Origin of the sequence: Alkanindiges hydrocarboniclasticus, from assembly GCF_001982605.1 — a bacterium.
GTDB classification, from domain to species: Bacteria; Pseudomonadota; Gammaproteobacteria; order Pseudomonadales; family Moraxellaceae; genus Alkanindiges; species Alkanindiges hydrocarboniclasticus.
In genome coordinates, this window is record NZ_MLCN01000017.1 from 115,141 (window position 1) to 137,373 (window position 22,233).

Here is a 22,233-nt window from a genome sequence, read left to right on the forward strand (position 1 = left end):
CTGAACCTGATTTATTATCAGATCAATGCATAAAATCCTCCCTGATGGAGGATTTTTTTATACGTTATATTTTATTAATGGCTGTAATTTTTATAATTGGCTGCTTCGGATAACCCAAAAGGTGCATCAACCAGCTCAAACTGTTGCAGGCAAAACGGCAGCAGCCACAAATGCACTTTGGCATCCCGGATATGCTGAAATACAGCCTGTTCCACTGCTCGGCTAAACTGTGCAGTTTTGGGATAAATCAGGCAAACATTGCCGCCTTTTGGCAAATAAGCCGCCGCGTAGGCAAACATCTGGTACAGCTCCTGTTCATCCGGCTTAAGCTGGCTAAACGTGCTTCCACTTTTATTTTTCCATTTGCTGTCCAGCACGGCAATCGGCTGCTGCTCATCAAGCAATAACAAGTCGGGTTGCAGCTTTTGCTGGGGCTGATTATTAACTTGCAACAAGGCGGCAGTTTGCTGCTGCTTTTTAAGTTGCCAGTTTGCGGGCAACTGTTTTTGAAGCTGACACGCCACCATGTTTTCAAATAGTTTATTCATGTCGAACAGCAAACTAAAAGCTGGCTGCTGCCCGTGAGCAACCGAAGGGCTAAAACCATTAATGACTAAGCTTGCCCATTGCAGCGCACTGGCATAATACTGGCTATTGCGGTCCAGCCGGATAGCCGTAAAGTCATGCGCTGCTTGGCTGGAAGCTGGAATATGGGCCATGCGCTGTAAGCAGGCCTGTACTAAATGCTGGTTACTGGCAGTGTAAGTAATCCGGCCAAGACTATTTAAGGCCAGTCGTAGAATCCGGTTTTCTGGGCAATTGGCATGGTACTCATCATGCTCGCTATAAAAACATGCCTGATTACTATGGTTGTGCCGAACATGCTGCTGCATGCATAAGCGCCCACGCAGCACGCCTAGATTGTCTTGTACAGACTGATAATGCTGTTTTAGGCCATGCTGTACAACTTTTAAGATACTGGTTAATGCCTGCTGGACGAATAATTCCAGTAAAGGCATTTTGGCCAGTTGTACTAGCGCGTGCTGCGGCAAAATCTTAAACGGCATTTCTGGCAGGGCTTGCAGCATCTGCAACAACATAGACCGCATCTCAACTGGTGCATGTCCAGCCTGACCAGTTTTGGGCAAAATTTCCAGCACATAACCACACTTGCCCTGCACCACACCCACATATTGCCGGGTTTTTAAAACCGGGTGCTTGCCATGCCAGTCACGCGTTAGCCAAACTTGCGGCTGTTCCAGCGTTTGATTAAATAGCTCATCAAACAGCGCTTTGGGAATTTCACGTAAACCATTTACTGGCTTGACAACGCTGCCTGCCGCATATAACTGTTCATGCTCAAAGCACACAATATGCTGGTTTAGCATATGAGTTGGTAGGCCTGTAATTTTGTCAGGGCAGCTTTATTGATGACATAAGTAGCCTGCAAGGGCACATCTGGCATTTCACCAAACAATGCAATAGCCTGCTGTTCACTATGACCACGTTGAATAAATTGCAAGTCTACAGGCTTACGGTGATCATTCAGTACCAATCGGATTTTTTGCCAGTCATCAAAGAAGTACTCCTGCAATAGCGGAATAATTTTGTGCTGCATGACATCCTGCAAATCGGCAAAATGGTGTACTGCACAAAAAAATGCATGGCCCAGCTGATAATCCCGTCCCAGCAGCAACTCAATCCGTGCATTGATGGTTTGCAGCAACTGGCTTAAATCCAGCCCTGCAAGATCATTACCTGACGTGTTAGTAGGCAATGTCTGATTCAAAAGCGCATAATTCGGCTGCATTTCCACAAACTGAAAGCGCCGGCGCAAGGCAGTATCAATCGGGCTTAAGGAACGGTCAGCCGTGTTCATGCTGGCATAAATACTGACATTGGCCGGTACGCTAAATTTACTGTGTGAGTATGGCAAGATAACTTCCAGCGCATTGGGCCTGCCTTGCCGTTTGTCCAGTTCAATCAGGCTAATCAGCTCGCCAAAAATTTTGGACAGATTGCCACGGTTTATTTCATCAATAAACAAGGCATACGCATGCGCAGGATCAAGCCTCGCCCGCTCGCACAATTCCACAAAAATCCCAGACCGGATTTCATAGCGAATCTGGCTATTTTCTTCGTCATCCAGTACCGGACGCAAGCCCTCTACAAAATCCTCATAGCTGTAAGATTGATGAAAGGTGACAAAGCTATAGCGCTGAATTACCTCCGCGGCCTGTGCGCCACGCTCAATAATTTTCAGCAATTTGGCCAGATGGGCAATATCATCCTTGGCACTGGGCAACAAAAACCATAAGCCGGCGTTATCCTTATCAAACAGGGCAAGGCTGGAGCGTTTATCTGGATTGTATTTAACTGTACTGGAATCCAGCGCACTATGCCGCATCAACGTGCCCCAGATGGTCTGGCTTAGGTTTTCCTTGCGGTTGGTCAGTTGCACCTTACAGCGCATTAAAGGATGATTCAGAATCTCCGGCACACGCAGCAGTCGCTTTTCTTCCAGAAAAACCAGACAAATTACTTCGCGCCAGCTTAACGCTCGTATTTTTTCCGTTAAGAAGGTTTCATGATCCTGCTGCGCCAGTTGCTCGGTGTATTGCTGCTGTAACTGCTGCAACTGCCAGGTCTTACCTGTTCCGGGTGTGCCATAAAAAATCAGGTTAACCGCACTGGCATTTGGCAACACAGTCATGGATGTTGTCCTGTTTTTAGCCATGGGCCTTTTCCTGTTTACTCTTGATCCAGTCTATTTATATCAGGCAGGGATACCGCTATGAAAACGCAGCTCAGTGTCAGGCATGCTGATCAGTTCGGCTTCAAGCTGGCGAAAGGTTTCAACACGCGCACTAATGTCTTCCTTACTCATGGATTGTGCCAGCGTCAGGTAATCCTCAAAATGGCGCGATTCAGACTTAAGCAAATATTTATAAAATTTTGCCAGTTCATCATCCATATAGGGTGCCAATGCCGCAAAACGTTCGCAGGAACGAGCCTCCACAAATGCGCCGACAATCAATACATCAACCAGCGCCTGAGGTTCATAGGTTTTAATTTCCTTGCGCAAACGCCCCGCATAACGTCCCGCCGGGATGGCTTGCCATGCTTGACCGCGTTTTTGCATGATGTCCAGCACCTGCTCGTAATGCAGCATTTCTTCACGTACCAGTTGCGATAGTTTCACTTGCAGATCGGTATAAAAACCATAACGAAACATCAGGTTAATCGCAGTACTGGCCGCTTTTTTCTCGCAATTGGCATGATCCTGAATAATCAGGGGAATATTGCAAGGCTGACTGGCAGCATGCAACCACTGCGCAGGGGTAACACAGCCCAAAAAAGCCTGAACAGGTTGTAGTAAGACGTCGGTAGAACTCATAAGTGAACACATTGAAAATGCAAAAAATTAACGGTAAACAGCCTAGTGTGCGGCCTGTGCAATTGCCTGCTTCATATCCAGCACCGCCTGACGCAAACCCACAAAAACACTGTCGCTAATAATGGCATGCCCAATATTTAACTCATGAATATGCGGTAAGCGTGCAATGGCTGCTACATTGTGCAAGTTCAAGCCATGTCCGGCGTTCACAATCAGGCGGGCCGCAGCATAGTTTACCGCATCGGTAATGCGCTGTAGCTCATACGCCAGCTCGGTACCCGCTGCCTCGGCATAAGCGCCGGTGTGCAACTCAATGGTTGGCGCACCGCACTCAATGGCAGCATCAATCTGTAGCGGTTCCGGGTCAATAAATAATGAAACTTCACAGCCAGCCTGAGTAAGCCTGCGGGTTGCTGCCTTGATTTTCTGAATTTGTCCGGCAACATCAAGCCCACCTTCTGTGGTGAGTTCTTCACGCTTTTCAGGCACCAAACATACATGCTGCGGCCGAATCTGGCAGGCAAAATCCAGCATAAAATCAGTCACAGCAATTTCCAGATTCATGCGGGTTTTAAGCAGCGGATGCATTCTCACTACATCGTTATCCTGAATATGGCGGCGGTCTTCCCGCAAATGCAGGGTAATGCCATCCGCACCTGCTTCCTCACACAGCAAGGCCGCCTTTACCGGATCAGGATATGTGGTTCCCCGTGCCTTGCGCAATGTGGCCACATGATCAATATTGACACCCAGTAAAATGCTCATTGGCTTTGTCACCTTTATTTAAAAATATCGTGTTAAATGCTAAAAACCGATCTATTTGACCCAGCCTTTAAAAATACTTTAGGTTTTTCAGCACTTGGATTTTCAGGAACCTGACTGCTGGGCAATCCATAATTCCCGGCTTTTTAGGGGCTTATCGTTTAATAATATCGCCAGTGCTTTGCGATAAATCCGACTCAGCATAGCAATAACCTCAGCAGGTAATACCTGTTGGCTAAAGGCAAACTCCGGATTAGCCATGGCCAGTATATATTCACCCAGCTCACCCGAGTTATTGGGACTAAAGCCTTCATTGGGCGTAAAGCGATAAAGCTGCTGCGGCTGAATGGCTATGCCTAAAAAATCCTGTGCAAAATTGATTGCATAGCCCAGCTCAGCCAGTAGCACTGATTCAAACCGGCGTAATGCCGTCATCAAAACCAGATTGCTGGTATCTGGTACAGGCAGGTTTTGCAGTTCATCCAGTAATTGGCTATAGGCACCAAACGTATTGGGAATGGCTTCTTCCAGTGGCGCCAGTCTGACCAGCAACTCATTGGCATAAAAACCGGCAAACAGCGCTGAGCCCTGCAGGTTTTTAGGCGGGCCGACCCATTCAATTTTACTAAAGCTTTTTAAGGCAGACTTGCCTGAAGCATACAACAAGACAGGCTGGTATAAAGGAACCTGGCCTCCACGTACCACGCCATCAATCCGGCCAAATTCCAGTGAAAAAAAATGAACCAGTTTACTGTTTTCGCGATAAGCACGCTGGTGAAGCATAAACCCATGCAAAAGCTGCTGGCGCACTTTTATATTTCCATACTTAAGAAAACTATTCTGTTATTGCAGCATAAAACCGCAGCACACTCGTCTTAATTTTTGTCACTGTCTGGTCAAGGCTTAAGAATTAATTGTCCTGCTCATCGTCATCATCAGGAATGGCAGCACCGACCACAACACCAGTGCCTTTAACCACAGCCTTGGTCGTGCCATAAGCCACCTTCACTGGCACAGTGACAATTTTGGTGGCCAGACAGGCTTGCAGGCTCAGTGCTAAAGTCAGTATGGCTAACAAATTCACCCATTTCTTCATCATTTACTGCCCTGCTGTATGCTGTATTGATCTGACTGCATGAGCAGTCACGGCATTAACCCCGTTTGATAAATGAAAAATCCGGCTCAAATATCACTGTAACCCAGACTCTTTAAGGCGCGCTCATCATCAGACCAACCACCTTTTACCTTCACCCATAAAGTCAGCATGACTTTTTGCTCAAACATTTTTTCCATGTCGATGCGTGCTTCCATGCCAATCTGTTTCAGCTTGCGGCCTTTATCACCAATCACAATCAACTTCTGGCCCTGACGTTCTACAAGAATGGTTGCATCAATATACAAACAGGCTGGCTTGGGCTTACCAGTTTTTTCATTGATGGTGGCTGGTTCTTCCTTAAACGATTCAATTTGCACAGCCAGATCATAAGGCAGTTCTTCACCCAGTTGGCGCATGATTTTTTCACGCACAATTTCACTGGCCAAGAAGCGCTCAGACCGATCCGTCAACTGGTCAATGGCATACATGGGCGGAGCAAAAGGCAGATATTTGGCAATCACTTCATGCAGGTGTTCAAGGTTAGCACCACGCAAGGCAGACACTGGCACAATATCACTAAAGTTCATGCGTTTACCATGCTGCTCAATAAGTGGCAGCAAGGTACGTTTTTCTTCAATGGTATCAACTTTGTTAATAACCATAATGACTGGCATATCAGCATGTTGCAGCTTTTCCAGTACCAGTTCATCATCCGGCACCCACTTCATGCTATCAACCACAAACAGCACCAGATTAACATCACGCAAGGCAGACGATGCCGCACGGTTCATCATCTTGTTAATGGCGCGTACTTCTTTCTTGTGCATTCCCGGTGTATCAACATATACAGCCTGCACATTATCACGAGTATCAATGCCCACAATTTTGTGACGGGTGGTTTGCGGCTTGCGGGAAGTGATTGACAGCTTTTGACCAATCAGGTGATTCATCAGGGTGGACTTGCCGACATTCGGACGGCCAACAATCGCGACAAAGCCACAGCGAAAGTCTGCTGCAATCTCGGCCGGGCTGTCTTTAAAAAACTGGCCAATAACATCCTGCGGATTTGCATTGTCTGCATTATTACTGGAGATGCTGTCGCCTGCTACTACCTTACTAACAAGAACTTCTTCCTGTTCAGGATTTTGTATTTCAGTATTTGAATGAATATCGTTGGGTTGCGTGGTCATGACGATGCCTGCTCCAATTGCTTTAAAATGACACTGGCAGCAGTTTGCTCAGCATTACGACGACTTGCCCCTTGCCCGATGGCAACAGGAATATTAGTGACTTGACAGTGAATGGTAAAATGCTGATTGGGTGCTTCACCACGCACCTCAACCAGTTTATATTCAGGTAATGGCAAATGCCGGCCCTGCAGATATTCCTGTAAACGGGTCTTGGGATCTTTTAGCGCATCGGTGGGTGCCAGATCAGCCAGATATGCCTCGTACCAGTGCAGCACCACTGGCCGGATTTTTTCCAGATCATTACAATCCAGAAACATGGCGCCAATCAGCGCCTCAACCGTATCCGCCAGTATGGATTCACGATGGTGACCACCACTTTTCATCTCGCCGGTACTTAAAATCAGTGATTCACCCAATTTTAAATCACGGGCAATACAAGCCAGTGATTCCTGCCTTACCAGTGTAGCACGCATCCGGGTTAATCGCCCTTCCTGTTCTTCAGGAAAACGGTGATATAAATATTGCGCAATAATAACGCCCAGCAATGCATCGCCGAGAAATTCCAGACGCTCATAGTTGTGACGCTGGCTTACCGAACGATGCGTTAGCGCCTGTTTGAACAAACCCGGGTCATTAAACTGGTAACCCAGTCGGCCCAGTAAGCGCTGTTGATTAACCAAATTGATGTTTCACCTACCTATATATTTTTACCAATTGCTACTGGCCACCGGCCTTAAGCGCACGCTGGTCAAACTGCTTTTCAAACGAGACCACCAGATCAACATTGGCCATAAAGTTCTTACGGACTTCATAGTCAACTTGCACCACCAGCCCACCACCACTATTACTTACTTTCATAATGTCCTTGGCTTTGACATCACGTAAGTTATTCAGGCTAAACTGTTGTTCCAGATCCTGCACAAACTTGGCCGGATCACTACTGGTTGAAGTTCTTAACTTCTCTTCAATCGAGGCGTTAATCAGGCGGTTATCCCAATAGGCTGGCCAGGTGATCAGTGCGGCTTTAATGACTACCACAGCCAGCATTATCCCGATCATGATGCCCCAGTAAGAGGCACCGCGCTGCGCTTTCATATTGATCATGCTATTTTTCCTTTTAATGATCCAGTCCCTGCTTTACCTAATTAATCCTACCATTTCTGGCAAAACTTGGAATATGGAAACCCGGTTCTTTGTGCATCCAGACGTAAAAAGCGCGACCTGACAGGTTTTCTTCTGGCACAAAGCCCCAAAACCGACTATCTGCACTACGGTCACGGTTATCACCCATCATAAAATAATGGCCCTGTGGTACTTTGACTTCCCAGTGCTGGCCATTGGTGGCTGCATATTTGCCGCCTTCATTAGCCTGACTATTAATAAACGGGGCTATTGCAGCAGAGTTCCCATCAATTTCTTCCCGAATGAGGTGACTGTGCGTGCCCAGCATTTCCTGATAAAATAACTCATATTCAGGATTACCCACATCTGCCATCGCCTTTTTGGCCACCAGCTTGCCGTTAATACTTAATGTGCCACGATCATACACAATATGGTCACCGGGCAAACCCACTACCCGCTTGATATAATTAACAGTTGGCTGCAAGGGATAACGAAATACTGCCACTTCGCCACGTTGAGGTTCGCCAGTATTTAAAAACTTGGTATTGCTGATCGGCAAGCGCACGCCATAGCGATACTTGTTGACCAAAATAAAATCACCAGTCTGCAAAGTGGGTACCATGGATTCTGAGGGAATATTAAATGGCTCAACCACAAAAGAACGGATAACCAGCACCAGTGCCAGCACAGGCCAGAAGTCATAGGCCCAGCCAACCAGAAAATTTTCACCATCACGGCCACGAGTTGCGCGCTGCTTCCAGATTAGTTTATCCAGCAACCAAATCATAAAAAATATCAGCGTTGCTGGTACCAAAATCAGATTAAAATCAAAATCCACAGCGCATTCCTCTCCGGCAATTTCACATGCAGCATAGCTGCTTGTCTTGCGACTGGGCGAAGTAACACTTCGCTACTTCCAGTCTTATTTTTTATCAACCTGTAATACGGCCAAAAACGCTTCCTGCGGGATTTCAACACTACCCACCTGTTTCATGCGTTTTTTACCTTCTTTTTGTTTGGACAGCAGTTTTTTCTTGCGCGATACATCCCCACCATAGCATTTGGCAAGAACGTTCTTGCGCATCGCCTTAACGGTTGAACGTGCAATTACCTGCCCGCCAATGGCTGCCTGAATTGCCACATCAAACATTTGGCGTGGAATCAGGTCTTTCATTTTTTCAACCAAAGCATTGCCACGATAACGGGCATCATTGCGGTGGCAAATCATGGCCAGTGCATCCACTTTTTCACCATTGATCAGCACATCGACCTTAACCAGTTGCGAGCTTTCAAAACGCACAAAGTTGTAGTCCAGTGAAGCAAAACCCCGTGACACCGATTTTAGTCGGTCAAAGAAATCCATGACCACTTCACCCATTGGAATTTCAAAGCTGACAGCCACCTGATTACCCAGAAACTTAAGGTCTTTTTGAACACCACGACGCTCAATGCACAAGGTCATCACATTACCCAGATATTCCTGTGGCACCAGAATATGACACTCGGCAATCGGCTCACGCAGGTCTTCAACCGTGCCGCCATCCGGCATTTTGGACGGGTTATCAATATAAATGGTTTCGCCATTTTTCTTGACGGCTTCATAAATTACCGTGGGGGCCGAGGTAATCAGGTCAAGGTCATATTCCCGCTCCAGACGCTCCTGTACAATTTCCATGTGCAACATGCCCAGAAAACCACAGCGGAAACCAAAGCCCAGTGCATCTGAACTTTCCGGCTCAAAAAATAGTGCTGCATCATTGATTTGCAGCTTTTGCAATGCTTCACGGAATGCTTCAAAATCACTGGAATCAATCGGGAACAAACCCGCATAAACCTGTGGCTTAACCTGTTTGAATCCAGGCAGGATTTCAACATCAGGGGTATTATGCAAAGTAAGCGTATCACCCACTGGCGCACCAAAAATATCTTTAATACCAGCAATGACAAAGCCAACTTCGCCCGCTTCCAGCAAACCAGTTTCCTGATGCTTGGGATTAAATACACCAACTGAAGTTACCAAATGGCTCATACCGGTTGACTTAACCAGCATCTTGTCGCCTTTTTTGATACGACCATGCCGTACCCGTACCAGCGATACCACACCTAAATAATTGTCAAACCACGAGTCAATAATCAGGGCTTGCAGCGGAGCATCACGGTCTCCCGTTGGTGCCGGAATACGATCTACCAAAGTGGTGAGCAACTCATCAATACCCAAGCCTGATTTTGCAGAAACACGGGGAGCATCTTCAGCCTCAATCCCAATAATTTCCTCAATTTCCTTGATCACGCGTTCAGGCTCAACCTGTGGCAGGTCGATCTTATTGAGTACGGGTAAAACTTCCAGCCCCTGATCAATGGCGGTATAACAGTTTGCAACAGATTGTGCTTCAACGCCCTGCGCTGCATCCACGACCAGCAATGCACCCTCACAGGCTGCTAGCGAGCGTGATACTTCATAGGAAAAATCGACGTGGCCCGGCGTATCAATAAAATTCAACTGATAACGCTCACCATTGGGATGGTTATAATACAGCGTTACCGAATGCGCCTTAATGGTAATGCCACGTTCGCGTTCCAGATCCATCGAATCCAGTACCTGCGCCTGCATTTCACGCGCCTGCAAACCACCACACGTTTGAATAAAACGGTCAGCCAAAGTAGACTTGCCATGGTCGATATGGGCAATGATTGAAAAATTACGGATGTTACTAATATCGGTCACAGTGCGGCCAAAATATAAAGTTATTGAAAATGGCGCATTCTAACGCATTTTGTGCAATAAAACTTGTAGGAAATGAGCACTTGAACTGATTAACTTGAACTGATCAAGAAACTACATAGGCTTTTTTAAACTCAGGTGGCATCCGAACAGGACGACCTGTAGAAAGCCGAATACACACCCAGTGAGTACTGGCCTCAAATACTTTTTTTTCATCTGTTAAGCGCATGAACTCATACTGACGGTGCAGGTTAAAACCATCCGTTTCTGTAATCCACGTTTTTAATAATAGCTGATCCCCTGTAAAACAGGGTGACAGATAAGTCAGCTCATGATGACGAGCTACCATTGCAGCATCAAGTTTTTGATAAGCCGCCAAATCCAGACCCAATACAGTAGAATGTGCCCAGGCAACATCCTGCATCCATTGTAGATAAATGATATTGTTTACATGGCCAAAGCTGTCCAGATGCTCGGCTCGTACTACGACAGGCAGTTCAAACATGATCCATTAAAACTTAACCTTCTGCGACAGGTTTTGTAGTTCCATTGGAGAAATCTGGATAGAGGTCGGCTTGGTCATCCAGGGAGAGGCTCCATAAAAAGAGCCATTCAGTTGCGAATAATGTACCAGTGCATAGCGAAAACGTCGATAAGCCAAACGATTTACGCGACCCGGATTTTTCCAGAACTGATCCAGCTCGCCTTGGTAGGTCAGCTTGGGCAAGTTATAAATAGCACGTCCAGTGACCTTAACAGGCTTATCATGAAATAAAGCCTGTAATCCTGTAGTACTATTAATAGCCACAAGACCAATACTATGCTTTAAAAGTGTCGGCAGGTGTACATCACAGATATAATGTACTCGATCCATAATTCCCAATGCTAAAGCATGCTTGGTTAACAAATAATTGTAATTACGATAACCGCGATCCATTGGGTGATGTTTAAACACCAGATGCTTATCCAGTGGTGCATTGCTGGCGAATGAATTTAGAACTTCAATAATAAATTCTTCAACATCATTATAATCACTATGAACCCGTACCTGACTGTCATTATGTACTTGTAGGGCCACAATAAAATAATGTTTGTCGTATTTTTTAATAATATCTAAAAACCGGCGTGGCTCAATCTGGTAATTAATCGCGCGCCGGACAAATGAACGTATCCAGTAGAAAAATTCTGCCAGTGGCGAAATCTGGCGATGATGTTGATAAAAAGGGAACAACCAGAAAAAAAGTATCCATAACAGATAATACATACACGCAGAAAATACTAACTTTTTATAGCTTGAATTAACTATTTCAGGTTTGTCGGGAAACGGCAATTCATTAGATAGATTTATAAATTTCTGTTTAATACAGGAAAAATCATTAACGCCATCACGCTCAAGCGTAATATAGTCAGGCCGAATATAGCCTTCCTCAAATACAAAAAATTTAAGGCCCAACTCTTCTGTCAAATCCTTGGCTTTTTCATGATAAAAACGGCAGTCACCAAAACAGACTACAGTATCAATGCCCTTATCCTGAATAAACTGTTTTAACCATGCTTTAAAATAATCAAGACGTCCATGATAATTCACAGCATTTCGGCCCCGATAAAAAAACCAGTCGCCGGCATTAAAATTAATTTTATGACATTCAATAGAGCAAGATTCCAACCAGCTTCCCAGTTGCTGAAAAAAATCACCCATTGGTCCTTGCAGTAGCAGTACTCTGCGCGCAGCCAATAACTCATCAACAGGCAAGCCCATACCGCTCCTCAATTGATCCTAAAAATAAGGATTAAAATTTAACGTTTATAAATTAATAGCGCTCTTAGTCTGGCCAACCATGATTTTTTATGGATCAAGTTTGATCCAGTATTTGTTTGACGCTGTTCGACAATATAATCAATTATCTGCTCAGGCGTTGCTAAATATGGATTATCATCATCTGGCAATTTATACAATGGATAAGATATTAACACTCCATATACCAACTCATCTAGTGTTAACCTTTTTTGACGCCGCTCACAGTTGATTCGGTCTTCAGTCAGGCCCCATCCTGCATAAAAAGGCAAGCCATAACAGTATACTTTTTTTTGCCGAAGTAATGCCTCAAAACCTGTCAACGAACTAATTGTATGAATTTCATCCACTTTATCTAGACATGAAGGCATATCGAGTTTATAAATTACTGAATTAGCATACTTATGTAACATTTCAGTAACAATTTTACCTGGCCTCAGGCCAGCTTCGACATCTGGATGAGGCTTATAAATAATCCATGCGTCAGGTTTATTGCTACGAACAGCTTTTAAAAGCTCTAGATTACTAAAAATGCCGCATCCGCCCAACTGGACTGATGCATCGTCTTCTACCTGTCCTGGTACTAAAATAATAGCCTTATTTTCAGGAATAGCTGGCCAGTTTTCAGCCTCTCCTACATTATATTTACTTAAATGCTGACTGACTATTTTGTGCCTTAACTGCCGGGCACGTTGCTTCTGCTCGGAAAGCAGTTGAATATTATTTAAAATCGTTTCAAGACGTGAGGGTTGGCTGGGATCATAATAAATACCCTGATCATCAAGAACCAGTGATAATGGCCTTATTAAATTGGCCCCAAGGCCGATTGAGCGAATAAAACCATCTTCCATTTGCCAAACTTTTACTTCATTATTTGGCTGTAATTGCTTACACTGCTGTAGTTTTTTATTTCCCCATATAACATATTGTTGCCCTGATACCGCTTGCTTTGGAAAATTTTTGCTAAAATAAATTTGGTTTGATGGATGCAATAAATACGACTTAATGAAGTTTTTTTTCCAGCTGCTAAAACCCACAGCATTGATAACGCCAACAAGCTTGTTTGCCCAATATTTTTGCAGGGCGAGTAACTCAATAATTTCTTCAAGTTCACAGCGCTTGCCAGTATTAGGATTAACATAGCGTGCATATTGGAAATAAGCTGCACTAAATAGCTGGGTTATACTACGCCTTACCTGACGCCTGCCTTGCAATATATCCAGTGGCGCAAAGCGATCATTCGTCAATCCCCAGCCTGCATACCAAGGCACCCCAAAACAGTGAACTTTTTTACCCAGAATTAAGGCTTCAAAGCCCATATGTGAACTTACTACATATACCTCATCTATTTGTTGAAGTAAGGCAATGGGGTTGCAGTCGTGTGCGATAATTTGAACCTGTGGGTCATGCCTCAGTTGATTAAGATTAAAATGACCTTGCTTTTTTCCTGAGATTACATCGGGATGAATTTTTAGCCAGATTACAGCATCAGGATTATCTGTTTTGGCCTGCTGCAGCATTCTCTCAAACGATTTTGCACTCACGCCAGAAAACTTAATGGATTGATCACCAAGTGTCTGATCTATTACTAAAATTTTTTGACTATCCTTTTTAGTTTGAAGTATCACTACAGGAGCATGATTATATTTTGAAAGTTGATGCTCTCTAATTCTTTTGATCGCTAAAAGAGCACGACTCTGCTGTTCTTGGCCATTATTAATTAGATATTCAAGTGACGATGGTTGATAAGCATCAAAATAAATGCCTAACTCATCAATGATCAGAGACAATGGCTGATAACCTTTTACTCCTAAACCTATGGAGCGAATAAAGCCATCCTCTAAGGTAAGTAAAGGAATATTATGTCTTACTGAGTATTGTTTTGCTTTATAAAAACTAGGGCGGCGACCCCAGCCAGCCAGCATGCTAATCTCTGGCGATATATAGAAATTGTTAAGTTGATAAAAAAATTTAAAACTTACCTCAGTGCTGAGATAAGATTCCAAATACTCAATTTTTTTAATTCCAGAAGAGCGAATTGCTATCACTAAAACATCTCAATACATATATAAAGCTATTCTAACCTTAGAAGTATAAGTTTGTTAAAAATATGCTATTTTCTTCATATAAAATGGCTAGTTAATCATTATGATCGACCATTTTATATTATTGAAACTACAGTTCTACATCCTCATGTTTAACTGCTGTATTTCTTCTTACCGACCTAACCACTTTTTTGCCTATTAACGCATCATAAAATTTGGGAGCAATGCCAAAGCCAGGTCGTACACTTCGAATGCAACTTGAATCTATAATATCTCCTTGATCTAAATCCTTAACAAAATATAAGGATCTTCTAAACTGAGCATTGCTTTCCTCACTTGATTTTCTCGCGTAATTCACGCGGCCTAAAGCTTGCCAGCATATTTTAGAACTGTCGCATAATTCCTTTAACTCTTTTGGTTCTAAAGAAAAGCTATCATCAGGTCCACCACCACTACGGTCAAGAGTCACATGCTTTTCGATTAAACAGGCTCCAAGTGCAATACTTGCAATGGCGGTAGTATTGTCAATAGTATGATCAGATAGGCCAATAAGACAGCCAAATCTATCTTGCATATCTACTAAAGTGGCTAAATTATAATCCTCCGATGGAGCTGGATAGCCACTTACACAATGTAAGACAATTAATTCCTTACATCCTGCAGATACTGCCGTGTCAATAGCTTGATGAATTTCCTCTAGATTGGCCATACCTGTAGAAATAATCATAGGCTTACCTTTCGAAGCTACATATCGGATTAAAGGTAAATCAATGGCCTCAAATGACGCTATTTTATAAGCAGGTGCACCTAAACTTTCTAATAGATCAACAGCTGTATTATCAAAAGGTGAGCTAAATATAGTGATGCCTATTTTTTTTGCATATTCAAACAAAGTTTTATGCCATGCCCAAGGCATATGAGCTTCTTGGTATAAGTCGTAAAGAGTTCTACCATCCCACAATCCGCCTTTAATTAAAAAATCATCTTCGGATGAGTCCAAAGTAATAGTATCAGCCGTATAAGTTTGTAATTTGATAGCATCTGCACCAGCTTTTTTAGCTTCATCTATAATTTTAAATGCGTTTTCGATTTTACCATTATGGTTAGCTGATAATTCAGCAATAATATATGGAGATGTCTCCTTAGAAATTTCACGTCCATCAATAAATACTTTTTTTGCTAAACTCATATTAGTTCCCATCATTACGCTGTGCCCATATTTGCTTTAACAAACCAAAATGATATACATCATAATAGTTCTTCTCATTGACGAATTGTTCTTTAAATATACCTTCCTGCGAGAAGCCAAGTTTTTTATGAAAGTTGATAGATCTCTCATTAAAAGATAGTACTTGTCCACATATTTTACGAAATTTTAAAGTTTTAAAACCAAACTCAATTGCTGATAGGCCAAGCGCATAGCCAGTACCTTTAGGTGCATCAGGGGAAATATAAAATCCCCAATTCACGACATCAAACTTATCATGACTGAAGTTAATAAAACCCATTGATTTCTCATTTACCAAAAACATTAACAAGTGAATGTCTTCTGGCTGACTTAAGCAACGTTCAAACCACTCTTTATGCTCCTGCATAGTAATATCATGCTGTGTGTACATGTATTTTTTAATTGATGGATGATTACGCCAACTTAAAATCAAGGGTAGATCACTCTCTACTGCGTATCTTATTCTGGCAGTATTCATGCTAATTCCTCATTGGATAAATCAAAAATATATTGTCCTAATCTGTCTACACCCTTTCCATCAACAATACTACTGGCCTTAATAGACATTTTTTTAAGGAGCGCATTATGATTTTTTATCAGTAACTTTAAGTAATATTCTAATTTATTTTCAATTTGATCTCGCGACTCAATGACTAACGCTATTTCATTTTTCATGAGTGCGCTCATAATATCTCTTTGATTTTCGGCAATACAAAGTAAGATAGACGGCATGCCAAGGCAGCAACGCTCCCATGTTGTACTTCCTGCGGCTCCAATAGCAAAATCGCAATCGTACATTAAATCAGACATATTGGTAGCATTCACTATCAAATCATAATTTAAATTAGTTCTATTTAATTTATCCTTTAACTCATATTGGTGAGGATAATTTTTTCCCACCACTATTGTATAGTCAAATTTTTGACTAATTTCACTTTTAGCAAGAGCATCTACAATATCACCTAGCGTATTATTTTGGTCGATTCCGCCCATATTGATAAGAACATGCAATTTATCTTTCGAATTGAAACGATCCAACTTATGGGGTGAACATATATTGCGTTTAATCACAAATTCTTCACGTAATAACGCATAACTGGAACCAGCAAGAATTTGACAATACTCTGGAACAAGCTGACTATAATTATCGGCTTGACGTAAATAGGTTTGATCCAAAATTAAATCGCACTTGTGCCTTCGATCTGCTAAGTCATCAATAACACAAATCTTAAATAATTTATGAGTATTAACATAGCCTTCCCAGTTTTCATCGACCGCATAGTGATCAATAATTAACCATGAAACCAATAACTCATCTAGAATTTTTAAAGTATCATTTGCATCATTTTGCCAAGAATCACCAAGCCACTGATCATAATTTGAAGCAGAAGCAGGAATATTTCTAGTATTATCCTCTAAAGAACATACCTTAAAACCCTGCTCTTCTATAAAATGAATAAGATTCCCGCTAAATCTTCGACAAATAAAAATGCTATTAACACTATTTTTTTTTAGATATTGGGCAATAGTTATACAACGCATAACATGCCCGGTACCTATGCTTTGTGATGCATCAACCCTAAAAACCACTAAGTTAGAAATCACAATTAGTCACCTGTTTGCATTAAGGCCTGATGCATTAACTCAGCCCTTTTCCAATCATCCAGAGTATCAATATCCTGAACTCTATAATGAGGTAAAACGACTGATAACGCTTTGACGTTAAAAATTGGTTCCTGATTAAGCCATGCATCAGCTTTACCCCAATAAAACTGTCCTGCATCGTGATATGAAGAAATAAGGTCTTGAGATCTTAAATTAAAGTTTTCTGGATTAAGCATGCTAGTAAATCCAGAAGACTTTCTATGTAATGCACGTTGTATTGGATAAGAATACTCAGCCACACTAAAAACATAGCGGATATTTTGCTCTACTGATTTTTCGTCACTAATCAAACTTGCACCTGCTCTAATGTCCTCTGCACGCACAAAAGGAGCTGTAGCATAAAGGCAACATACATAATCCCAAAATTGATTTTGATGCTTAAAAAAATCTATAGCATGAGCAATTACAGGGATAGTCCCACTATAATCATCAGCAATGAGATGAGGTCGTAAAAAAGGAACCTCTGCACCATGCTGCAGTGCTATATTCGCAATTTCTTGGTCATCTGTAGAAACGACCACCTTTTCAAAACATCCGCTTTCAAGAGCTGTATTAATTGAATGTGCAATTATAGGTAACCCGCAAAAGTCTTTAATGTTTTTTCTCGGTATACGCTTACTTCCCCCGCGTGCAGGAATAACTGCGATCGCTCTCATATTAAAACACTAGCCAAAATTCTTATAACCTGATCCTGCTGCTCTTCTGTCATGCCATGAAACATAGGAAGACTGATGGCTTCTGCATAATATTTCTCTGCATTAGGGAAATCACCGTATTTAAAACCGAATTGCTGATAATACGGCTGTAAATGTACAGGAATATAATGCAAATTAACTCCAATACCTTTTTCCCTTAGCTCCTTAAATACTTCAAGATGTGTTTTAGATATGTCTTTAAGTTTTAAGCGTATCACATATAAGTGCAAACCAGAATAAGAGTCAGGATGTTGCCATGGTAATATAATAGGTAGATTCGCCAAAAGCTCATTATACCTAGAGGCCAAGTAATGTCTTTTTTCAATGAAAACATTTAAGCGCGTCATTTGGCTAATGCCTAACGCAGCTTGCAGTTCAGTCATTCTATAGTTAAAACCAAGATTAATCTGTTGATAATACCAAGGTCCATCGGGTTCTTGTGTCATCATTTCAGGGTCACGTGTTATACCGTGACTTCTTAACAAATCCATCTTTTTATGTAGGTCTTCATTATTAGTTAATGCCATTCCACCTTCAGCAGTAGTAATAATTTTTACAGGATGAAAACTAAAAATTGTAATATCGCTATATGCACAGCTTCCTATATAGTCATCTTTATATTTACCACCAATAGCATGAGACGCATCCTCAATTACGCTAAACCCATACTTACGAGATAAATTAAAAATTTCCTCCATCTCGCACGGTTGGCCACATAAATGAACAGCAACAAGTATTTTAGGCAATGTATTGGTAGTTTGAGCTAGTTCTAATTTAGCTTTTAGGGCATCAATACTAATATTATAAGTATTTTTATCAATATCAACAAAATCGGCTTGAGCGCCACAGTATAAACCGCAGTTTGCTGAAGCAACAAAAGTGACTGGAGAGGTCCACAGGATGTCCCCTTGCTTTAAACCTAATGCTAAACATGCAACATGCAACGCAGAAGTTGCACTATTCATAGCCAGCGCATGTTTTGCCCCAACATGTTTTGAGACAGCACTTTCAAACGCAAAGACCTTAGGTCCCTGCGTTAGAAAGTCAGATTGTAAGACTTCTACAACTGCTTCAATGTCATCTTGGGTAATCTCTTGACGACCATAAGGAATCATTTAAATACTTCCTATCTTATTTTTATTTTTATCAATCCATTCTTGTAATTGCGCATCACTCATCCATTCTTTATTATTATCACTAGCATATACAAATCCTTCTGGGACTTTTTTCCCATCTTTAATGCGAATAGGACAAGCACTCCAGTTATTAATAGTAGGAAGAATTTTATAATGCTCTTCATATTCATAAGTATAATAAGCATCTTCCGCACTAATCATTTGCTCATGTAGTTTTTCGCCAGGTCTAATACCCACTACTTCTTGCTTAGCTTCCGGTGCTACCACTCGTGCAAGATCAGTTACTTTCATGGATGGAATTTTTTTAACATAAATTTCTCCACCTTCCATGTCTTCAAAAGCGTGCCATACTAGCTCTACGCCTTCCTCTAAGGAAATCATAAAGCGAGTCATACGATCATCTGTAATTGGTAATATACCCTCTTCTCTAATTGACATAAAGAATGGAATAACAGAACCACGCGAACCCATGACGTTACCGTATCTAACGACAGAAAACTTCGTGCCATCACCACCAGCATAGGAATTACCCGCAACAAATAATTTATCTGATGCTAGCTTAGTTGCACCGTATAAATTAATAGGGCTACTTGCTTTATCGGTAGATAAAGCTACTACACCTTTAACTTTCTTATCGATACAGGCATCAATAAGGTTCATAGCACCGTTAATATTTGTTTTAACGCACTCAAAAGGATTGTACTCTGCAGTTGGAACAATTTTAGTAGCAGCAGCGTGGACTACATAATCAACACCATCAAGTGCCCTATAAAGACGCTCTTTATCGCGCACATCACCAATAAAAAAACGTACACGAGGATCATCTTTAAACTTTTTTGCCATATCCCACTGTTTCATCTCATCACGAGAATAAATAATTATTTTTCTTGGATTATATTTTTCCAAGGTCATTGGTATAAAAGTATTACCAAACGAACCTGTTCCACCTGTAATTAGAATAGTACTACCTTTCAACATCTCTCATCTCCGCAAAATTAAATTAAACCCAAAAAATAAATTATCGAACAAATCGTCCTATGCTTAACATTAAGTTATTTACTAAGGAATTTTTATCACCTACTTGATCACCTTCAATATGAACTAATGAGTTATACCAAATATCAATGTCTTGATTTTTTTTTCGCCAGTGTAGTTCAGATGAGTTAGATAGTAGAAAAGTAGAAACACCTAACGCCCCAGCAAGCTCTGCCACAGTAGTTGCAGGAGAAATAATAAAATCAAGACAGCTCATTAGTGCCGCTACATTTTCAAGATCATTAAATTGATCAAGGTCTTCGAAGTTCACGATTTTATTAGGAAAGTGCTTATCCGCCCATTGTAGTTCTGTAACGCAATCATCATATTGTAGATTGATAAAAATATAATCATCCAATGCCAGCAAAGGCTTAAGCATTTCAATTGTCAGATAGTGTTCATTTCTAACTTTAGTAACCACACTACTACGCCAGCTTATACCTACAACTTTTTTACCTTTACTTATATCTAATATCCTCTGCTGCCAATATTCTTTACGAGTCAAATCCGGATATAAGTATGCTCTTCCATTAAAGCTATCTCGATCGAGTAAAATATCTCCCAAAAAATCAGTGACAAGCATTACTTTCTGATACTTTAAAGAAGTATTCCAGCCTACGTTATCAAGAATTGAGTTAAGGTCTGAAGAAGGGAGCTGATTGTAGTTCTCGAAGGAGTTTAATAGTTTATAGTCTCTTATACGCGCTACTGGAATAAAATTTATTTTATTATAAGACCTTTGTAATAAACCATATAGTCTTGGATCACATGTTATAGCAATATTGGATAATGAAAAATTTTCTATTAATTTACTATACAAGCTAGCAAATCGAATTTCATCACCAGGCCCAAAACAAGCAATAACGAACAAACTTTCGTTTGCTTTTACTACATTTAAAGTTTGAATATATTTATCTTTAAAAATATGACTTAAAGTTTTATTAATTTTCATATTCCTAAAACTTAAATAGCTATCTTTAATTTTTCCTTGACCTAAATAAATTTTCCTATAATAAATATCAGGTACAGTAATTTTCTGAGATTCAGCATTTTCAAGTAACTCTATAGCCCATTTATAATCATTCATTATTATTGAGTTCTTTAATGCCTCTACATAGAAGTGCTTTTTCCTTTTATGTGCTAAAAGAAATTCAAGAACTATTTTAGCTTTTTCAAAATCACCATTTGAAATATAAAGTTTAGCCAAGAACAAGATAAACTTTGGATTTTTAATATCTTGAACTAATAACTCTTCAATAATTTTAATAGCGCCATCATAGTCTTCTAAATATTCAAGAATACTAGCTCTATAAAAACTATTACTTTTACTATACCCAATTTTTATTTCTGATTTAGTAAGAGACAAAAGGGCAGCTTTCTTGATATCTAACAGGCCTATCTCTCTTTTTGAAAGAATATTTAAATTACTACATAATTCAACATTATTAATATTTAAATTAAAAGAAACAATTAGATCTATCAAAGCGCCTTTAATATCTTTTGTATAAACAGAATTAATAATATTAGTAGAAAACAACCTACCCTTTCTCCAAGAAATAGATTCTTGACCCAAAAAATGAAATGCAAACCTATTTATTCTTCTTGCATCTTCAAATAAAAACTTATATGAAGCAATAGTAGCAATCGCATTAAAAACTTCAATTGTTGCATGACCAGAAAGTAATAGTCTAAATAAGCTATGTTCAGCCTTAGAAAAATCTCGCTTGGTTAAGTAATATATCGCTAGCGAAAATTCAGCATGATAGTCATCCACTTTAAAACTAAAATTAGGATAACCACTTTTATTAACCAATAGAAGATCAGACTCATTATTATTTTCACGATCTAATAAAATATTAAATACTTGTAATTTTATATTTTTATTTGGAAAAGTATTCCATATAAAAATTATAATTTCTTCAAATACTTCCTTAGATAAGTATGTATTCAATAGTCCAATAATCCTAGAATTAATTACTTCACTATTACCCACAAAAAACAAACCCATTACAATCTGATAATAACTACTTTCACCATGCTGTAGCAACTTATCAATAGGTAAAAATTTATAATATTGAGGATGATTTTTTAAAACACCAAACTCTTTATCAAAACATCTTTCCCAAAGCAATCCATTAGATATACTTTTAAAACTATTAAAATCAAATTTTATTTCTTGAAGTAATTTACGTTCTTGTAAAAATCTCTCGTAACTTAGTTTAAAGATTGTTGCTGCACAATCATAAACTTTAGATCCACTATTGATTTCATATGTTGGATATAATACATAACTAATATAAAATTAGTTATGTATTATATCCAACATATGAAATCAATAGTGGATC

The 22,233-nt window shown here is 40.6% G+C and carries 21 protein-coding genes; all 21 read right to left on the reverse strand.

All coding sequences use genetic code 11. From position 1 onward, the window contains the following. Positions 1-74 precede the first annotated feature (74 nt). Positions 75-1,388 carry an McrC family protein gene (locus BKE30_RS07550; RefSeq protein ID WP_076877989.1) on the reverse strand — a complete coding sequence of 438 codons (1,314 nt, stop codon included), beginning with the start codon at positions 1,386-1,388 and terminating at the stop codon, positions 75-77. Next, positions 1,382-2,713 (reverse strand): McrB family protein, encoded by a 1,332-nt coding sequence (locus BKE30_RS07555; protein WP_076877990.1) that lies wholly within the window; start codon positions 2,711-2,713, stop codon positions 1,382-1,384. The genes BKE30_RS07550 and BKE30_RS07555 overlap by 7 nt, the downstream gene beginning before the upstream one ends. 63 nt (positions 2,714-2,776) lie before the next feature. Beyond that, on the reverse strand, positions 2,777-3,397 hold the full coding sequence (gene miaE, locus BKE30_RS07560; protein WP_076877991.1) for a tRNA-(ms[2]io[6]A)-hydroxylase: 621 nt from the start codon (positions 3,395-3,397) through the stop codon (positions 2,777-2,779). 42 nt (positions 3,398-3,439) lie between these two features. Then, on the reverse strand, positions 3,440-4,162 hold the full coding sequence (pdxJ, locus tag BKE30_RS07565) for a pyridoxine 5'-phosphate synthase (RefSeq protein ID WP_076877992.1): 723 nt from the start codon (positions 4,160-4,162) through the stop codon (positions 3,440-3,442). A gap of 102 nt (positions 4,163-4,264) precedes the next feature. After that, positions 4,265-4,969 carry a DNA repair protein RecO gene (gene recO, locus BKE30_RS07570; RefSeq protein ID WP_083698489.1) on the reverse strand — a complete coding sequence of 235 codons (705 nt, stop codon included), beginning with the start codon at positions 4,967-4,969 and terminating at the stop codon, positions 4,265-4,267. A gap of 100 nt (positions 4,970-5,069) precedes the next feature. Further along, positions 5,070-5,255 carry an NF038104 family lipoprotein gene (locus tag BKE30_RS07575; protein WP_076878016.1) on the reverse strand — a complete coding sequence of 62 codons (186 nt, stop codon included), beginning with the start codon at positions 5,253-5,255 and terminating at the stop codon, positions 5,070-5,072. 86 nt (positions 5,256-5,341) lie between these two features. Further along, a complete protein-coding gene (gene era / locus BKE30_RS07580) occupies positions 5,342-6,445 on the reverse strand; it encodes a GTPase Era (RefSeq protein ID WP_083698490.1) in 1,104 nt (367 codons plus the stop codon). Further along, positions 6,442-7,131, reverse strand: coding sequence for a ribonuclease III (rnc, locus tag BKE30_RS07585; protein WP_076877993.1), 690 nt, complete (start codon positions 7,129-7,131; stop codon positions 6,442-6,444). Before rnc ends, era begins: the two co-directional genes overlap by 4 nt. Before the next feature lie 31 nt (positions 7,132-7,162). Then, entirely contained in the window at positions 7,163-7,549 is a 387-nt protein-coding gene (locus tag BKE30_RS07590) for a DUF4845 domain-containing protein (protein WP_227518369.1), read from the reverse strand. Positions 7,550-7,586: 37 nt separating this feature from the next. Further along, positions 7,587-8,405 (reverse strand): signal peptidase I, encoded by an 819-nt coding sequence (gene lepB / locus BKE30_RS07595; RefSeq protein ID WP_076877994.1) that lies wholly within the window; start codon positions 8,403-8,405, stop codon positions 7,587-7,589. Between the two features lie 84 nt (positions 8,406-8,489). Continuing rightward, positions 8,490-10,292: a translation elongation factor 4 gene (lepA, locus tag BKE30_RS07600; protein ID WP_076877995.1), complete on the reverse strand. Its 1,803-nt coding sequence runs from the start codon at positions 10,290-10,292 to the stop codon at positions 8,490-8,492. Positions 10,293-10,395: 103 nt separating this feature from the next. After that, on the reverse strand, positions 10,396-10,794 hold the full coding sequence (locus tag BKE30_RS07605; protein WP_076877996.1) for an acyl-CoA thioesterase: 399 nt from the start codon (positions 10,792-10,794) through the stop codon (positions 10,396-10,398). Between the two features lie 6 nt (positions 10,795-10,800). Next, positions 10,801-12,048, reverse strand: a complete 1,248-nt coding sequence (locus BKE30_RS07610; protein WP_076877997.1) for a capsule biosynthesis protein — start codon at positions 12,046-12,048, stop codon at positions 10,801-10,803. A gap of 38 nt (positions 12,049-12,086) precedes the next feature. After that, positions 12,087-14,132 (reverse strand): capsular polysaccharide biosynthesis protein, encoded by a 2,046-nt coding sequence (locus BKE30_RS07615; protein ID WP_227518370.1) that lies wholly within the window; start codon positions 14,130-14,132, stop codon positions 12,087-12,089. Between the two features lie 127 nt (positions 14,133-14,259). Continuing rightward, positions 14,260-15,333 (reverse strand): pseudaminic acid synthase, encoded by a 1,074-nt coding sequence (pseI, locus tag BKE30_RS07620; RefSeq protein WP_227518371.1) that lies wholly within the window; start codon positions 15,331-15,333, stop codon positions 14,260-14,262. After that, positions 15,320-15,835 (reverse strand): UDP-4-amino-4,6-dideoxy-N-acetyl-beta-L-altrosamine N-acetyltransferase, encoded by a 516-nt coding sequence (gene pseH, locus BKE30_RS07625; RefSeq protein ID WP_076877998.1) that lies wholly within the window; start codon positions 15,833-15,835, stop codon positions 15,320-15,322. Before pseH ends, pseI begins: the two co-directional genes overlap by 14 nt. Further along, a complete protein-coding gene (gene pseG / locus BKE30_RS07630) occupies positions 15,832-16,962 on the reverse strand; it encodes a UDP-2,4-diacetamido-2,4,6-trideoxy-beta-L-altropyranose hydrolase (protein WP_158073171.1) in 1,131 nt (376 codons plus the stop codon). Before pseG ends, pseH begins: the two co-directional genes overlap by 4 nt. Positions 16,963-16,964: 2 nt before the next feature. Next, the gene (pseF, locus tag BKE30_RS07635; protein WP_076877999.1) at positions 16,965-17,678 is read right to left on the reverse strand and encodes a pseudaminic acid cytidylyltransferase; all 714 of its coding nucleotides are present in this window, start codon (positions 17,676-17,678) and stop codon (positions 16,965-16,967) included. Then, on the reverse strand, positions 17,675-18,832 hold the full coding sequence (gene pseC, locus BKE30_RS07640; RefSeq protein ID WP_076878000.1) for a UDP-4-amino-4,6-dideoxy-N-acetyl-beta-L-altrosamine transaminase: 1,158 nt from the start codon (positions 18,830-18,832) through the stop codon (positions 17,675-17,677). The genes pseF and pseC overlap by 4 nt, the downstream gene beginning before the upstream one ends. Next, entirely contained in the window at positions 18,833-19,831 is a 999-nt protein-coding gene (gene pseB / locus BKE30_RS07645) for a UDP-N-acetylglucosamine 4,6-dehydratase (inverting) (RefSeq protein ID WP_076878001.1), read from the reverse strand. Positions 19,832-19,871: 40 nt separating this feature from the next. After that, positions 19,872-22,019 carry a tetratricopeptide repeat protein gene (locus BKE30_RS07650; RefSeq protein WP_076878002.1) on the reverse strand — a complete coding sequence of 716 codons (2,148 nt, stop codon included), beginning with the start codon at positions 22,017-22,019 and terminating at the stop codon, positions 19,872-19,874. Positions 22,020-22,233: the final 214 nt, after the last annotated feature.

Coding starts and splice junctions, on each gene's coding strand:
- BKE30_RS07555 (WP_076877990.1), bottom strand. CDS start 2,713: ATGACTGTGTTGCCAAATGCCAGTGCGGTTAACCTGATTTTTTATGGC.
- pseH (WP_076877998.1), bottom strand. CDS start 15,835: ATGAATACTGCCAGAATAAGATACGCAGTAGAGAGTGATCTACCCTTG.
- BKE30_RS07610 (WP_076877997.1), bottom strand. CDS start 12,048: ATGGGCTTGCCTGTTGATGAGTTATTGGCTGCGCGCAGAGTACTGCTA.
- BKE30_RS07550 (WP_076877989.1), bottom strand. CDS start 1,388: ATGCTAAACCAGCATATTGTGTGCTTTGAGCATGAACAGTTATATGCG.
- pseI (WP_227518371.1), bottom strand. CDS start 15,333: ATGATGGGAACTAATATGAGTTTAGCAAAAAAAGTATTTATTGATGGA.
- BKE30_RS07575 (WP_076878016.1), bottom strand. CDS start 5,255: ATGAAGAAATGGGTGAATTTGTTAGCCATACTGACTTTAGCACTGAGC.
- pseF (WP_076877999.1), bottom strand. CDS start 17,678: ATGAGAGCGATCGCAGTTATTCCTGCACGCGGGGGAAGTAAGCGTATA.
- BKE30_RS07605 (WP_076877996.1), bottom strand. CDS start 10,794: ATGTTTGAACTGCCTGTCGTAGTACGAGCCGAGCATCTGGACAGCTTT.
- pseB (WP_076878001.1), bottom strand. CDS start 19,831: ATGTTGAAAGGTAGTACTATTCTAATTACAGGTGGAACAGGTTCGTTT.
- BKE30_RS07590 (WP_227518369.1), bottom strand. CDS start 7,549: ATGATCAATATGAAAGCGCAGCGCGGTGCCTCTTACTGGGGCATCATG.
- miaE (WP_076877991.1), bottom strand. CDS start 3,397: ATGAGTTCTACCGACGTCTTACTACAACCTGTTCAGGCTTTTTTGGGC.
- pseC (WP_076878000.1), bottom strand. CDS start 18,832: ATGATTCCTTATGGTCGTCAAGAGATTACCCAAGATGACATTGAAGCA.
- era (WP_083698490.1), bottom strand. CDS start 6,445: ATGACCACGCAACCCAACGATATTCATTCAAATACTGAAATACAAAAT.
- pdxJ (WP_076877992.1), bottom strand. CDS start 4,162: ATGAGCATTTTACTGGGTGTCAATATTGATCATGTGGCCACATTGCGC.